Raw genomic sequence first — 14,715 nt, 5'->3', positions numbered from 1 at the left:
CGCATAGTATTTTGAGTAACTCATCTTCCCAATTAAAACGTGGACTTAAAAATCGTCACATCCAGTTAATCGCTATGGGTGGTGCTGTGGGCACAGGACTTTTTTTAGGCTCTGCACAAGTCATTCAGTCTGCTGGTCCTTCAATCATTTTGGGTTATGCCATTGTTGGTTTGGTTGCATTTTTAATTATGCGCCAAATGGGTGAAATGATTGTCGAAGAACCTGTAGTTGGCTCTTTTAGCTATTTTGCACAAAAGTATTGGGGAAGATTTCCCGGTTTTTTATCGGGCTGGAACTATTGGGTTGTGTACATTTTAGTTGCGATGACTGAGCTTACCGCCGTGGCTAAATATGTACATTATTGGTGGCCTCATATTCCAGCATGGGTTTCGGTTTTATTTTTCTTTGTGCTGGTCACGTGCTTGAACTTAGGCAATGTTAAATTTTATGGCGAATCTGAATTTTGGTTAGCCATTATTAAAGTTACCGCAGTCATTTCAATGATTGTGTTTGGCTTATATTTATTACTTACAGCCGGCAATGATTCTATAGCGAGCTTTTCAAACCTATGGCAACATGGCGGATTTTTCCCGCATGGCTTTTCGGGTTTGTTCTATATGCTCGCCTTTTTAATGTTTGCATTTGGCGGTATTGAACTGATTGGAATGACCGCTGCTGAAGCAGAAAATCCTGAAAAAAGTATTCCACAAGCGATCAACCAAGTTATTTTTCGAATTTTGGTTTTTTACGTGGCCTCGCTCGCAATTATTATGTCGCTTATTCCATGGAACCAACTGGACCTTGGTGGTTTAGATAAAAGCCCTTTTGTCATGATTTTTAGTCAGCTTGGCATTGGTTGGGCGGCACATTTACTTAACTTTATTATTTTGACTGCTGCACTTTCAGTTTATAACAGCGGCATGTATGCCAACAGCCGAATGTTGTATAGGCTGGCAGTACAGGGCAATGCCCCTAAAGTCTTTGCAAAAGTAAGCAAACAAGGTGTACCCACAGCTGCTGTGATCTTCTCTTCTATCCTGATTTTTGGGTGTGTTTTACTCAACTACTTTGTACCAGAAGAAGCTTTAAGCCATCTTATGTATATGGCTGTTGCAGCTTTGGTTTTGAACTGGGCAATTATTAGCTTTACCCATTTAAAGTTTAAGCAAGCTATGAAACTAGATGGAAAAGTTGCCAAATTTCCTGCTCTATTTTCGCCTTTGAGTAACTATGTCGTGCTCGCTTTTATCGGCATGATTTTATACATTATGTGGACTCAAGGCTTTAAAGAATCAGTAATTTTAATTCCGATCTGGATTACTTTAATGCTTGCTTTATATAAAGTTTTAAGGTTAGATAAATCACTCTGAACGTCCTAAAAGGCTTATTCAAACAGAATAAGCCTTTATTGTTTTAAGCGGTTGTAAACAAGTCTCACCTCTTTGCAAATTTCAACAGACCAAATATCTGCATCTCGTCTGATCAATCATCCATCACTTAGTAGTTTTTAGTTATATGCTATCCATTTAAAAATAGTGCTTAAGACATTTTTAAGAGATGATTATTAAGGTACAAGTGTTTACATGATCTATAAATATTTGTGTCAATGTTCAGCTAAAATCGTGGCTGACCAGATATATCGCGATCATCAATCAGGAAAAGACGCTTCATAAATAGCTCTTTTATCCACTTTACTGATTTTGCTCCATTCACTGCGTCGCTTAATGATGAAAGACAGGAAAAATTTTATGGAAAAAACGCTGCAATGCCCAAAGTGTGGTTCTACAGAAATTGAAACACGTGACCATGACAAACTACTTAAAACCACTGGCGGTGTTTTATTAACAGCTGCAGGGACTACAGCGGGTACCGTAGGTGGTGCTGCAACAGGTGCTTCTATAGGAGCAGCGATTGGTACTGTAGCTGGACCATTGGGTGTAATTGTTGGCGGTACTGTAGGCACATTTGTCGGTGCAATCAGTGCAGGTATTACTGGCGGTGTAGTGGGTAATATTTTTGGTAAAAAAGCAGGTGTAATGATCGATAAAAATATATTTCAGGACTACCGCTGCCTAAAATGCAAATACCGTTTTAAAGTAAAGAAATAAACTAATTTCAATTGAATTAAGCAGGTAAAATCAATTTTCAACTGACTCTCCTGCTTAAACTCAACTTTTATAAAGTGCTCCACATAGCAAATATATGAAGCAACTTATTTAAGAAATTAAGAAACTAGCTTGAGTTTAATTTACTTAGCTACGCCATCTTGTTGAAATTTAGGTGAACGTGGTCCGTATAATAACCCCATACCTGGATTATAATTAGTCGGGGTAAACAGTTGAGTATTGACCATACTTGCTAATGGATAAGCTCTATCATTAAAGCTGCCAGCAATCTGTTCAACTAAAGCCCCAACGACCATCCCTATTAAACCCGCATTACCATCACTACTCGCTTGAACAAGTTTTTTCTCACCTGTCCAAATCACATCTCCCGTTTTCAAATCAACAAGTTTTGCATCTGCACTTACTGTAGCAACACTTTGAATGACTTGATATTTAGAGCCATATTCTTTAATTCGAATATAGAGAGCAGCATCTGCGCCAAAAATTTCTTGTAATTTCTGAGGTGAAATAGACTGAGCATCGTTGCCATTAGTAACGCCATTCTCTTTAAACATGTTGTCTACAACAGAGATTGGAAAAACATAATAGCCAGCTTCTGCTACAGGTGCCACCACGGTAGGCCAATAACTATAGGTCGCTTTTACATCAGGTGAATCATTGACTGGTGGCAATACCAAAATTGACTTTGGCATATGGGCTTTATAGGCCGTAATATCTTTATTAGGTGGTGCAGTAACTGCACATCCTGTAAATGCAAGGCTAGAAATGACCAAGCTGGCAATGAGAAGTTTCTTAATCATGATTTTGCATTCCCACCATTCGCATTCATTTTTTGCAATAAGCGATCCATTAAAACAGTAGATTCTGGATATACTTGACGTTCAAGTTGGAAATACTCGATTGCTTTTTGAGAATTATTTTCTTGTAAATACAATAATCCTAAATGAGCATATAACCCCGGTGGTACAGCTAGGCCCTTACCTTTGGTTTTTTCAATCTCTGCTTCTAATTTTGTGATCTGCGTATTTGGCGTTGCTTTTTCAGGTGCGTTATACATCAAATAGGTTTGATGAGTATAAGTTCCCCAATTGTATAAAGGTTGAGGACCAGCGGCACAACCCACCAAACTCATCGCAAGAAAACTGCTAAAAAGAATTTTTTTCATCTAACACATATCCAAAATTATTGAATTGACCAACGGTTATTTTGAATATCTGTCACAAGATTATTTACTGCTTCACGAACAGCTAAGTCGAGTACTTTACCATTTAACGTAGAATCGTAAGAAGCTGTAGTACCAAAGCCTAAAACTTCACGTGCACCTAATGCATATTCACCAGCACCTTGTACCGAATGCACAACTTCTGATGTTTTTACATCAACAATATTTAAATTAACTTTGGCATAAGCAACTTGTTGTTTACCGCGTCCTAAAATACCAAATAACTGTTGATCGCCTACTTCTTTACGACCAAATTCAGAGACATCACCAGTAATAACGTAGCGAGCACCTTTAATAGATTGAGCAGTATTGCTATAGCCTACTTCTTGTTTAATTTCTGATAGATTGTCACGGTTTAAAACTGAAAAATAGCCAGTTTGCTGTAAATGTGTTTCAAGAATAGTTTTCGCCTGCCCACCTAAACGATCGACATTATCAGAGAAAACGCCTCTCATATAACTAGAGCGATTATCAAACTTACCAATAGAAATAGGAGTTTTTACTCCGATATATTTTGTTGTAGCAGTAGCAGCAGTGACTTGTGGACTTTGTATCGTTCTTGAAGTTTCAGTAGTTGAACACGCAATTAAACCGAAAGAACTCGCCATAGTAATGATTAATATTTTTTTCATGTTTACTCTATAAAGATAAATAAATACAAAGAATACATATTATATACAAAAAGACTATCCAATAAGCAAATAAATTAGGACTCTGATAAAAAATTTACTTAATTCGTTTAAATAATTTTTAAAGAAGCAAAAAATTTATTCTATAGATAGTTAATTATATGAAACCTATTATTAGTAAATTAATTATGGTTTGCCGTGGTATAGAAAAATCTATCTATAATATAAAAATCAGCTACTTACTTTACGCTTTAAAGAAGATATGAAACAATTATGCCCTAATACAACTTCTGAAATTACAAATGAAAAAATTATTACTTTTAAGCTTAGTTAGCATTTTCAGCTCATATAGTTTTGCAGAGGAAAATAGCTCGATTTATCGGGGACTTGGTACTGGTCCTGAAGATTTTTTAAAGTTTCAAATTCTTAAACAAAAAGGTTTCCTAGCCAAAAAACCTAATATTTCAAGAGCAGACTATAACGATATATACAAACTCAAAAAACCTTATGAATTTATGGGACAAAACGTTGTACTTATTTCAGATGAATATATGTCTGAATATGTGGGCTGTTGTGTGAGTGAGGGTTGGGGAGCTGTATTTAAGCAAACCACCAATTTAAAATTAATTGAAAAATTTGCAAAAAAGAAGCAATGTAATATCGCTCCGATAGAAACCGATAGCACTTACTATGGGTTTAAAATTAGTTCTCTGCCAAAAGGTAATTATTATGAATTATCATGCCGCGAACGTGATTTAGATGAGTCTCAATAAGTCAAAATCAAACTCTGAAAATAAGAGCCAATAATCCTGTTTATCTTAAAATATCAGATCCATATAAACTAAGTGAGCAAGATGCTTTAGAACTACCTTTTCAAAAGCATCTTGTTCCAAAGCACTATTCATCAAGTTATTTAAAAAAACCGCTCCAACACCTCATCCCTTTCACTCAAACTATTGGTACTTAAAAACCCAAACATCAAACCATCTATTAGGTTTAAAACCATATCGGCATCAGGTTTTAAGGCGCGAGTTTCCAAACTAAAAATTAGGTCAAAAAGTTCTCGAGTTAGCCATTTTCTATACTCGATTGCCATACGGTAAGCTTGAGGATATGTCCCTTTAATTTCAAAAAAGGCTTTAAGTAATAAATGGTACAGACTATTCAAGTTGACATGTAAAACCACAATTTCTTTGAGCTTATCAGTTGGCGTGCAGTAACGGTTTGAGTAAATAATCGCGAGCACTTCTTCTTTCAGCAGGCTTTTTTGAAAGGCGATGCACATTTCAATTAGACCTTCTTTTGAGTGAAAGTAGTTATAGAGCGTAGCTTTTGGAATTTCGGATTTTTTAACAATCAGATCTACACCCGTGGTGTGAAATCCATAGGTAGTAAATAAGTTTATAGCCGTACGAATAACATGTAATTTTTTGGAAGAGGTTTCTAAATTTGGCATAGTTTTACCGTTATCAATTCTTGTTGTTTCTAAAAGAGATACTTTTTTGGGAGAAAAAAGGCACAGCAAAGCCATAAAGACTGTGCTTGGCACATCTCAAGTTTTATAGTTAATACAAGTTTTTTGAGCCGTAATGACTTAAAGCATGAAAACCCTACAGGCTATCAAGCTGCTTTAAATTATTAAGTTGTGTCGTTATAGCTTATGGCAATGAGTGCCAAGAAATAATGGATGTGCAAAGCCAACTCCTTTTTATTGGGAGTTCTGCCAAAACATTTAAATTATGGTGGCAGAACGAAAGGGGGTTAGCAGACTGGCCGAAAAAACCCAGCACACCCGAAGGTGTCCCCCTCCCGTTCCGCCGTAGAGGGGGCACGAGGGTTCGTCACTAAAAGATTGCTCTTTTAATGCTTTTCGGAACGGTCTGCTAAAACCGACTGGCATTGTGGCCAGCATGCGAAGAATAGTATTCCACCCTCTTGTAGTCAAGCACACAAAATGACATTTGATTTAAATTAGATCATTAAAAAGTAAGGATAAATAATTAACAAGTTATTGTTAAAGTAGGGTTTATAAAGAGAATGAACACTAGATAATTAAGACTTAATCTTCGATCCTCCTATTAAAGAGGAATTCCTATAGAAAGCGTTAATGCATTTAAATAGTGTTGGGTGAAAAATTTCTAGATACATATACGGAGGAAGAAAATGGCATTCTTCCAAATAAAATAAAGCTAAGCCACGATAACCGCGACTTAGCTTTAAAAAATAATTTTAATTAAAAAATTACTTATTTGATGTCTGCAAATTCAGAAACAGGTTTGTTCACTTCAACTTTTGTGCCGCCAAATTTTTCATTTACAAACTTTTGAACTTTAGGTAAGTGGTAAAGTTCACCAAGCTTCGTATAGATCGGGTCATTTTTGTTCGCTTCAGCAACACCCAATAAGTTGACATAAAGCTTAGTAGACTGATCGATTGGCTCACGGAAGATTGCGTCTTTCATTACATTGAGGCCACCCTCAAGTGCCAATGTATTACCCAGTACAATTGCATCTACATCGTTTTTAACACGAACCGCTGTAGTCATTTGAATTGGTTTTAATTGTAAGTTTTTAGGGTTTTCAGCAATATCATTCACTGTCCCTTTTACAGGGTCAAAACCTGGTTTAAGTTTAATCAGTTTAGCAGACTGTAATAATGTTAATGCACGCGCTTCGTTAGCAGTATCGTTTGGAATTGCAATGGTCGCGCCTTGTGGAAACTCATCAACGGTTTTAACTTTATTTGCATAAATACCCATTGGTTCCAAGTAAGTTGTCGCAACAGCAGCAACTTTAGCTTTATTTGAAGCATTATAAGCTGCCAAATAGTTGAATGACTGGAACGCATTTACATCTTGTTCGCCACTTGCTACAGACGTATTGAGCACAACATAGTCAGTTAAATTGGTCACTTCGAGTTTAATGCCCGCTTGAGCAGTTTCAGGAAGTGTTGCTACATATTTCCATACGTCCGTATCAGAACCTGTTGAAACCAATTTAATTGTACGAACCGACTCAGTTTTATCTTTGGCTGCTGCTGTATTTTCAGTTTGTGCAGGCTGTTTATTACATGCAGTCAGTGTCAGTACAGAGGCACTGAACAGTACGCTAAATAATTTTTTCATAAATATATCCTAAAATAGGAAACGCCTACTCTAAATCAGAGTGAGACATTTCCAACCATTGGGTCGAAATGCAATATTTGGCTGGATATAATTTCCAGATATAGGGTTTAGAAGCCTGATTTCAGCATCATTCCTTCCGTGAATTTGCACGCTGAACAATAGAATTATGTTTTGAAACAGTTTCTAAATATGGGCACATCATATATCAATAATTAAACGTTCGACAAATGACTTGTTCAATTTTGATCGATAAAGCTTTTAACACTAAGATGATGAAAATAAAAAAGATATTATATAAATAAAATAATTTTGATTAAATTATATACTTGTTTGATTTATATGAAATTTTCAGGATTTGTTAGCAATATTTAAGCTAAATGAAGTTGTAATTTTTATCCTTGGCTTAAAAAATCTTCGGTTTCACAAAGACTTTTGAATTTGGCGTAAGCGACAAAATTTCTCATTAGCAATATAAGCTATTTATATAAATTATTTTTTATTATTTAAGTTTTTAATAAAAATAAATTTTATAAAGATATATTCTATTAGCTCCAAGGAAGGTGAATAGTATAAAATAAACGATGTAGAAAAGTTCCAGTTCAAATTAGTGTTACTACTAAATTTAAAACATAATAATGCATCAATATCTCTTCAAAACTATTATGTAAATTTCTTGCAATAATTTTTTGTTCTACACAACTCAGTGAAAGGCCATAATAAATTATTGTTTGCTTTTTATCCTATTTATTTCAATTTATAAAAAATATATAATATTCCTCAATAGTTTTCTAATTATCTATTACATTCATTCATGATCATATATTTTCAAGAAAGAGAATAAAATGCAAGACCAAGCTTTGCCATCATTACCTCAAGATTTAAATGAGGATCAAAGTATTACACGTCCACCAATTTCACACTCAGGTATTCATCATTTTAAATTTCACGGTAATGCCTCAGAATATTTTGGAATTTGGATCGTTAATATTCTTTTAACTATTATTACTTTAAGCTTATATGCGCCTTGGGCTAAAGTTCGTCGTTTACGTTATTTCTATGGAAATACAGAGTTTTTTGAACGTCGTTTTGATTTTACTGGTATTCCAACCAAGATTTTGATTGGGCGTTTAATTGCATTAGGAATTTACGTAGCATTTTCAATTTCATCACAGTATTCAATGATTGCAACTGTAGTTGGAATAGTTGTGTTATATATGGCTGTGCCTTGGCTAATTCGCGCTACTTTACGTTTTACTGCAAGAAATAGTAAGTATGGTAACGCACGCTTTTATTTTGGTGGCACTATAAAAGAATCTTATAAAATTTTCCTTTTAAGTATATTGGTATATATCTTTACATTAGGAATTTTTACGCCTGTAGCTATTTGGCTATATAAAAAATATTATCTTAATCACCTATATGCTGGACAATTAAATTTTAAATTAAACGCGAACTGGACTGCATATATGGCTGCAGTTTATGTACCCATTTTTATTGCTCTTGGCATCATTGCTATCTTTTCAATTATTTATTTTAGTATTTTAGGAACACTTTCCGGGTTCTCATCGAATTCTGTAATCTTTGGGATATTTATGATGTATGCCATTATTGGATTATTTATTTATCCATTAATTGCTGCGCGTCTTTTCATTACTACATGGAACAATACTACAGTTGGAAACAGTCAATTTAAAACAGACTGTAATCAATGGCGTTTTGCATGGATTGTAGCATCAAACTGGGTAGTAAAAATCTTAACCCTAGGTTTAATGTCTGCTTGGGCCGCTGTTCGCATTCACAAATATCAGGTTGAATCAATGAGCTTAATCTTGCTAGATGATCCAGATAAAATGATGAATCTAGCTCAGCAAGAACAAAGTGCTTTAGCTGAAGAAATCAGTGATATTTTTGATATTGATATCTCCCTATAATAATCTGAGTTTAATAATTTATGTCCCAAGCAGTAGATATCATTTTCTATGATGGCATAGTGTCTAAACCATACCATGCTCAGATTTCAGCTCAATCTGAAACTGAAGTTCTGATTCGATATGGTGAGCAATTAGAACAACAGCGTCATTATCAATACACTGATATGAAATTGATTGGTGCTCTGGGACAGTTACATCCAGTAATTGAATTAGACGATGATGCACGAATTGAATTTCATGGTGCATTACCTGAATGGTTTAATTATTCAACTAAAAAGATTCAACATTCGATCTGGAAATTTGAACGTTCTCCAAGTCTTATTTTTTTTAGTTTAATTTTTGTGATTACTTTCGGAATCAGTTTAGTAAAATGGGGAGTTCCCGCCACTTCCCATTATGTTGCTTTTAAATTACCAGAGAATAGTTTAAAGAAACTAGGAGATGAAGCCGAGAATTATGTACTAAATAATTGGACTGCACCTAGCCAATTAGCTCAAACTCAAAAAGACCAAATTACTAAACAATATTTGAATACTGTTGCTGAAAACAAACCAGCCAAACTAGTGTTCCGTAAAGGTAATCGATTAGGGGCAAATGCTGTAGCACTACCCAATAATACAATTATCATTACAGATGAACTGATTCAAATAGCCCATAATAATCAAGAAATATTGGGAGTATTAGCCCATGAACAAGGACATTTAGTTTATCGCCATAGTTTACAACAAGGATTAACTAGTTTAGGACTAAGTGTATTATACATTGCGATGACAGGTGATAATTCAGATTTATTTACGTCGTTACCTGCTGCTATGCTTGGTGCAAATTACTCACGTAAATTTGAGTCCGAAGCCGATCTATATGCATTACAGCTGATGGATAGGAAAAATATAGAAGTCTCACACTTTGCAAATTTCTTACAACGTTTAAACGATAAAACAGAAGAAGATCTAAATAAAGCAAGTCAGTCCACCTCACCAACCTCTCAAAAAGAATCTTCAGATAATAAGCTATCTATAGCTGTTGTTGATGCTTTATCTTCTCATCCTGCAACTGAAGAACGTATTCGAATGGTTCATGATTTTGAGAAAAAACAACACGCTAAATATTAAATACTAGAAAAATTAGTATTCAACCTTAAGAAATTATGAAATATAAAATTAAACTGGAATCTAATTCTGCCCAACTCAATCTAATTTTTTATATAGGGGAGGATGAGGGGTAAAATAATAAATATAAAAAAAGCCCCTGCTTTTAACAGGGGCTTTTAGAATTTGGCGGAAGCGGTGACAGTCAAATTAAATTCCCAACCACCTGATTTATAAATAATTATATATTAACATTTAATTTTTTACTGCAATTTTTACTACAATGGATTTCTTTCTAACGACCGTACATTTATCGAGCTTCTTGCCGTAACAGCACCATTGTCGAGGATATCCTATACTCTCTGTCATGGCAAACTATCGCAGAACTTAACTACCCTTTGTACAATCTCTGGAATGATACGATCAATGACTTCTCACCCTGCGCTTGTACTTCAAGTTTGCCCTTGGCTGCATAAAGTCTTGCGCCCTCTTGTGCTGCAAACAGGCTGATCTTGTTTTGTGCATGTGCAATCAGGTTCTTCTGAGTGCTTAGGCTAATGCTGTCCCCAGCAGTTTGGCTTAACTGACCATCTGCGCTTAAATGAATGTCTTCATTACTGGCTAGAGCAATACTGTTAGGTGCGGTTAAAACCATCAAGGCTTGCTTAAATGCAGCAGCTTTGCCCTGATCTTGTTCTTCGATTTGTTCTAAAAAGGTTTTTAAATTTTCTAAATGCTCTAAAGGGTCAGTCTGCTGATTCTTTGCAACATCACTGAGTGCCTTAGCATTGTTCAGGTTGCCATCAAGCTGTTGTTTGGTTTCCTTCGCATCGAGATGCGTTCCCTGAGCTTGGTCTTGTTTATGGGTACTGACATATAAGCCACTACCTGCACGTACTGCACCCCATTGGTCTGTTCGCAGTTCAAAGCCTTCGCCACGACCATCGCTTTCCGCTTTTTCTTTTGGATGACTTAAGTTACCCAAGTTGAGTTGGCTAGCAGCATGGCTACTTTGCAACTGGGCACTGATTTGCCCTGTGGTGTCGTCAAAGCGTAATTGGTTAAAGCCTTTTCCATCGACTTCTTCTGAACGGATACCACTGAGTTTTTTGGTGTCCGGCAGCTGCCCTTTTTGGTCAAATTGAGTCGGGTGACGTTCTGCTTCATGGATGCGTCCCACCACAAATGGTCGGTCTACATTGCCATCAAAGAAATCAATCACCACGATTTCACCAATACGTGGTAGAAAACGTGCGCCATAACCTTCGCCAGCCCAAGGGGTTAAAACATCCACCCATGCTGAGTCGGTATCATTGTCATTACTTCCTGCTCCACCATCATGACGATGATCATCAGCTCGGGTAAACAGGAATCGGACTTTAATGCGCCCCCATTGATCGACATGAATACTTTCACCTTCAGGTCCCACTACACGCGCACGTTGTACAGAGGCTTGAGGTCGATCTTGTAATGGCTGGTATTCTGGTACTGTCTTGATATGACGACGTTGTAAAATCAGTTCATTGCCTTGCCGTTCTTCATTGTTAATTGACCAATGGCTTTGTCGAACTAAGGCTTGGATTTGCTGGTTTAAGTCTTTAGGTAAATTATTTTGGTTGTAGTAATGCTTACCGATGATCAGAAACTCTTTATCCGAACCGTTATGCTGATCTATTTCAGGGTGTTCATTCAGTTCAAACCAATAGCCGACTTGTGTATCCCGTACTGTAGTTTGAGCAATAAACTGCTTGGACTGAGCATCATGAAAAGCGCTTAAGTTCTGGTTAAATTTTTCCAGTTGTTGATTACTTGCAGAGGTTGCCCCATCTTCACCTTTTAAATCTTGCATCCATGCCGGACTAAAGTGCCATGCATCTTCAAGACTTAAGCTTTGATTATCATAGTTGGTACTATGTTGATGTGTACTTTGTACACTGCCTGCCCCATCTGTTTGTTGTAATACATCTGACTGCCAACGCTGTACAAAAACCGAAGTCGGCTGCAAACTACGGTTAGCCATAAGGCTGGTCATGCTATCAAATTGTTCAGTTGCATGACTTCGATGGTAGCGGATCGTTCTTCTGCTGAGTGCCTGATACTGGCTATTGTCATCAATAAGACGTAACTTTTGTGGCTGGATATGATCTGTATTGCTTGGTACAGTAAGCTCAGCTTCATCAATCAGCCAATTAATGCCTTCACTACGCCATAAGCGAGTTAAAAAGTCGTAGTCACTTTGGTTCAATTGCATAACGAAAGGGCGTATGTCATACGCCTGCTTTAAGCCGCTTAAATCTAAAGTTAGACTCGATGCGAACAACGGGCTTTTACCCTGCCACTCCTGAAATAAAATTTCAGTAATTTCCCGCACACTTTTGTTCATAAACACACGGCTGTTTCTGCGTTTATGCCAGAGATAAGTTGGATCACTTATGGTGAGTTTATATAAGGTTAAAGCACCATCACTTTGCCCTTGTGATGCACCCGTAATAATACCTGTAGTGCGAAACAACTGGCCTTGATCTGTTACCTGATCAATCGCAACCTGTACCCCAATAAATGTCTTGAGTGCAATATGGGCATTTGTTGATAAGCAAATCAGCTCGGCTGTCATGCCCTCATTAAGATAATGCTGCCCCTCTATACGTTGTAAAAAGACCTGACTATTCAGGGATGCATCAGAAAATTGGAGATGCACCGAACGATGCTGAGAGAGGAAACCCAAACTCTCTAAAACTTGGGAAATATTATTAAACATTACATTTTTATAAATTTAGATCATAATCGAACGCATTTTATTAAATACTTACAGTTCTGTCTATTTTTTATATTTATCTCAGTCCTGATGGCTAGTCGGACAACCTATCTATAAACTAAAATAACAAACTTAATACTTCAGCATATTGTGCTCCTCCCCTATGAACGCAGATATACACTTCAAGAAAAAGTACCCAAAACGAGACATCGTTCTAAGCACTGCAACTCAGCTCTTTATTCAGGAAAATTATATCTCTGTGGGGGTCGACCGTATTATTGCGGAAGCCGATATTGCCAAAGCGACTTTTTATAAACATTTCCCATCTAAAGAAGAGCTCGTATTCTATTGCTTAAAGCAATTAAAACTCGATATTCAAATGGCTGTGGAAGAGCACATCTCGAAACTCACAACACCATTAGAGAAGCTAGAACAACTTTATCTGTGGTATATCGACTGGGTTAATCAAAATGGTGTTAGAGGATGTCCATTTCACAAAGCTGGCATGGAAGTAGGAAACTTATACCCATCCATTCAAGTCGCTCTGGATGAATATTGGAACTGGCTTTTTAACCTAACAACTTCTATTTTGAAGGAAATGGAAATCAAGGACCCTATCGCTTTAACGCGTCTCGTCCTCTCACTTCTGGATGGCATCATTAATAGTTCTGTTTGTGAACAAGGTCCAATTGAACCAGAGAAAACATGGGAATTTATACAGACCTTGATTGAACTCGAAAAAAATAAGAAATAAGCCATGTACTTTGGAGTAGAACCTTAATAAAAAAACAAATTAAAACCAAGTAACGCCACCCTAAAAAAATGAAATCTACAAGAGCACTGATGCAAGAAATCACAGGATTTCTTGCATAAGCTCTAATTCACAGCTCTAACGCTCTGTACTAACTCCTTTTTGAATGTTGCCGCATTTACGTGCAAGGGTTCTATCTGAGCCTGATGCTCCTGTTCGTTGTGACTATAGAACTCATCAACCACATCCATTCCTTCTTCATCCTCCACTTCAAATTTGGCATTGGCATAGCCTTGTCGTGCCACCTGATCTAAAGCTTCCTGATAAAACCCTGCCTGTTTGCTCTGCTCATCAATTTCCTTCGCTGTGGTAATTGCATCTTGTAAGCTAGTTCCATCTCTTAAGGTTAAGTCCACATAATAGATTGGAGTTCGATAACTTTGCGTAGTGCTTTTACCCCGCAAGGTCAATTGCAATGGTAAACATGAAAGTAACTGGCCTGATGCTGCATGGTAATAGGCCAGTCGTGCAGCTAATGTTCGGATACTATTAAAACCTGTAGTTCTAAAGATAAATGTACCAAGCTCATCTGCATCATCTAAATTGACGTAAAGTCTGCCATAGGGTTTACATAAACCGCCTTGTGCCAGCGAATATAAACTTGGTGAAGGACATGAGTGCTGTTCAATCCCCTTCTGGCCTGATCGCTGACAAGTCTCGCCGTTTCCAATGCAAATGGGACGCCCAGTCTGGCGATCAAACAAGGTGTACTCAGCTCGAAGATTCAGTTCAGGGTCATTAAAGATCATTCTGACTGGAATGCTTCGGAGCTTGTTATTGCTGGCTTTTGTCCGTAAAGCTTCATCCATCGGGTGTTTAACCCATCCGTCTTTCCCTTGTATCTGGCTAGTAATCGTGAACTGGTCATCTTTTTCAGGGATACGTTTACCATTCTTTTCTACGATTTTACCAATACTGATACGCCCCAATATCGGAGGTGTAATTGCTAAACCTTTAATCATGTAAATTGTCCTTTAACTAAATTTTTACTGATTACCCTTGTTATGTAGGTAAACAGAAATGTGAAAT

12 protein-coding genes and 1 pseudogene are annotated in these 14,715 nt (G+C 36.8%); 6 read left to right on the top strand and 7 right to left on the bottom strand.

The window, feature by feature from the left end:
* Positions 1 to 11: 11 nt before the first annotated feature.
* Both GO593_RS12300 and GO593_RS12295 read left to right on the top strand, forming a co-directional pair.
* Positions 12 to 1,370, top strand: a complete 1,359-nt coding sequence (locus GO593_RS12300; protein WP_001984920.1) for an amino acid permease — start codon at positions 12 to 14, stop codon at positions 1,368 to 1,370.
* Between the two features lie 378 nt (positions 1,371 to 1,748).
* Complete coding sequence (locus tag GO593_RS12295) at positions 1,749 to 2,108, top strand: hypothetical protein (RefSeq protein ID WP_000416091.1); 360 nt, start codon at positions 1,749 to 1,751, stop codon at positions 2,106 to 2,108.
* Between the two features lie 140 nt (positions 2,109 to 2,248).
* Here the strand turns inward: GO593_RS12295 and GO593_RS12290 are convergent, their stop codons facing one another.
* Genes GO593_RS12290 through GO593_RS12280 form a run of 3 tightly spaced genes read right to left on the bottom strand, consistent with a single transcriptional unit; the run spans position 2,249 to position 3,980 of the window.
* Positions 2,249 to 2,926 (bottom strand): DUF799 domain-containing protein, encoded by a 678-nt coding sequence (locus GO593_RS12290; RefSeq protein ID WP_000592254.1) that lies wholly within the window; start codon positions 2,924 to 2,926, stop codon positions 2,249 to 2,251.
* Positions 2,923 to 3,291: a DUF4810 domain-containing protein gene (locus tag GO593_RS12285; RefSeq protein WP_000721818.1), complete on the bottom strand. Its 369-nt coding sequence runs from the start codon at positions 3,289 to 3,291 to the stop codon at positions 2,923 to 2,925. The genes GO593_RS12290 and GO593_RS12285 overlap by 4 nt, the downstream gene beginning before the upstream one ends.
* Before the next feature lie 17 nt (positions 3,292 to 3,308).
* Positions 3,309 to 3,980, bottom strand: a complete 672-nt coding sequence (locus GO593_RS12280; RefSeq protein ID WP_000721905.1) for a CsgG/HfaB family protein — start codon at positions 3,978 to 3,980, stop codon at positions 3,309 to 3,311.
* Between the two features lie 299 nt (positions 3,981 to 4,279).
* Here GO593_RS12280 and GO593_RS12275 point away from each other — a divergent pair, with 299 nt between their 5' ends.
* The gene (locus GO593_RS12275) at positions 4,280 to 4,750 is read left to right on the top strand and encodes a hypothetical protein (protein ID WP_000735024.1); all 471 of its coding nucleotides are present in this window, start codon (positions 4,280 to 4,282) and stop codon (positions 4,748 to 4,750) included.
* A gap of 140 nt (positions 4,751 to 4,890) precedes the next feature.
* On the opposite strand, the gene GO593_RS12270 is transcribed toward GO593_RS12275, so the two are convergent.
* Positions 4,891 to 5,433, bottom strand: a complete 543-nt coding sequence (locus tag GO593_RS12270) for a TetR/AcrR family transcriptional regulator (RefSeq protein WP_001984914.1) — start codon at positions 5,431 to 5,433, stop codon at positions 4,891 to 4,893.
* 789 nt (positions 5,434 to 6,222) lie between these two features.
* On the bottom strand, positions 6,223 to 7,101 hold the full coding sequence (locus tag GO593_RS12265; protein WP_000732870.1) for a MetQ/NlpA family ABC transporter substrate-binding protein: 879 nt from the start codon (positions 7,099 to 7,101) through the stop codon (positions 6,223 to 6,225).
* Between the two features lie 842 nt (positions 7,102 to 7,943).
* Between GO593_RS12265 and GO593_RS12260 the strand changes: the two genes are divergently transcribed.
* Complete coding sequence (locus GO593_RS12260; RefSeq protein ID WP_001153950.1) at positions 7,944 to 9,032, top strand: YjgN family protein; 1,089 nt, start codon at positions 7,944 to 7,946, stop codon at positions 9,030 to 9,032.
* Positions 9,033 to 9,052: 20 nt separating this feature from the next.
* Complete coding sequence (locus GO593_RS12255) at positions 9,053 to 10,144, top strand: M48 family metallopeptidase (protein WP_000076010.1); 1,092 nt, start codon at positions 9,053 to 9,055, stop codon at positions 10,142 to 10,144.
* Between the two features lie 391 nt (positions 10,145 to 10,535).
* Here GO593_RS12255 and GO593_RS12250 read toward each other — a convergent pair.
* Positions 10,536 to 12,878, bottom strand: a pseudogene (locus tag GO593_RS12250) (type VI secretion system Vgr family protein); the annotation flags it as partial.
* Between the two features lie 160 nt (positions 12,879 to 13,038).
* Here GO593_RS12250 and GO593_RS12245 point away from each other — a divergent pair.
* Positions 13,039 to 13,629 carry a TetR/AcrR family transcriptional regulator gene (locus GO593_RS12245; protein ID WP_000990621.1) on the top strand — a complete coding sequence of 197 codons (591 nt, stop codon included), beginning with the start codon at positions 13,039 to 13,041 and terminating at the stop codon, positions 13,627 to 13,629.
* A gap of 122 nt (positions 13,630 to 13,751) precedes the next feature.
* Here the strand turns inward: GO593_RS12245 and GO593_RS12240 are convergent, their stop codons facing one another.
* The gene (locus GO593_RS12240; protein ID WP_000589666.1) at positions 13,752 to 14,648 is read right to left on the bottom strand and encodes a recombination directionality factor; all 897 of its coding nucleotides are present in this window, start codon (positions 14,646 to 14,648) and stop codon (positions 13,752 to 13,754) included.
* Between the last annotated feature and the right edge of the window lie 67 nt (positions 14,649 to 14,715).

The sequence above is a fragment of the Acinetobacter baumannii genome, from assembly GCF_009759685.1.
Lineage (GTDB): Bacteria > Pseudomonadota > Gammaproteobacteria > Pseudomonadales > Moraxellaceae > Acinetobacter > Acinetobacter baumannii.
Note: the sequence above shows the minus strand (reverse complement) of the source record. Positions and strands in the feature narration are given on the sequence as shown.

Coding starts and splice junctions, on each gene's coding strand:
- GO593_RS12295 (WP_000416091.1), top strand. CDS start 1,749: ATGGAAAAAACGCTGCAATGCCCAAAGTGTGGTTCTACAGAAATTGAA.
- GO593_RS12290 (WP_000592254.1), bottom strand. CDS start 2,926: ATGATTAAGAAACTTCTCATTGCCAGCTTGGTCATTTCTAGCCTTGCA.
- GO593_RS12285 (WP_000721818.1), bottom strand. CDS start 3,291: ATGAAAAAAATTCTTTTTAGCAGTTTTCTTGCGATGAGTTTGGTGGGT.
- GO593_RS12280 (WP_000721905.1), bottom strand. CDS start 3,980: ATGAAAAAAATATTAATCATTACTATGGCGAGTTCTTTCGGTTTAATT.
- GO593_RS12275 (WP_000735024.1), top strand. CDS start 4,280: ATGAAAAAATTATTACTTTTAAGCTTAGTTAGCATTTTCAGCTCATAT.
- GO593_RS12270 (WP_001984914.1), bottom strand. CDS start 5,433: ATGCCAAATTTAGAAACCTCTTCCAAAAAATTACATGTTATTCGTACG.
- GO593_RS12265 (WP_000732870.1), bottom strand. CDS start 7,101: ATGAAAAAATTATTTAGCGTACTGTTCAGTGCCTCTGTACTGACACTG.
- GO593_RS12260 (WP_001153950.1), top strand. CDS start 7,944: ATGCAAGACCAAGCTTTGCCATCATTACCTCAAGATTTAAATGAGGAT.
- GO593_RS12255 (WP_000076010.1), top strand. CDS start 9,053: ATGTCCCAAGCAGTAGATATCATTTTCTATGATGGCATAGTGTCTAAA.
- GO593_RS12245 (WP_000990621.1), top strand. CDS start 13,039: ATGAACGCAGATATACACTTCAAGAAAAAGTACCCAAAACGAGACATC.
- GO593_RS12240 (WP_000589666.1), bottom strand. CDS start 14,648: ATGATTAAAGGTTTAGCAATTACACCTCCGATATTGGGGCGTATCAGT.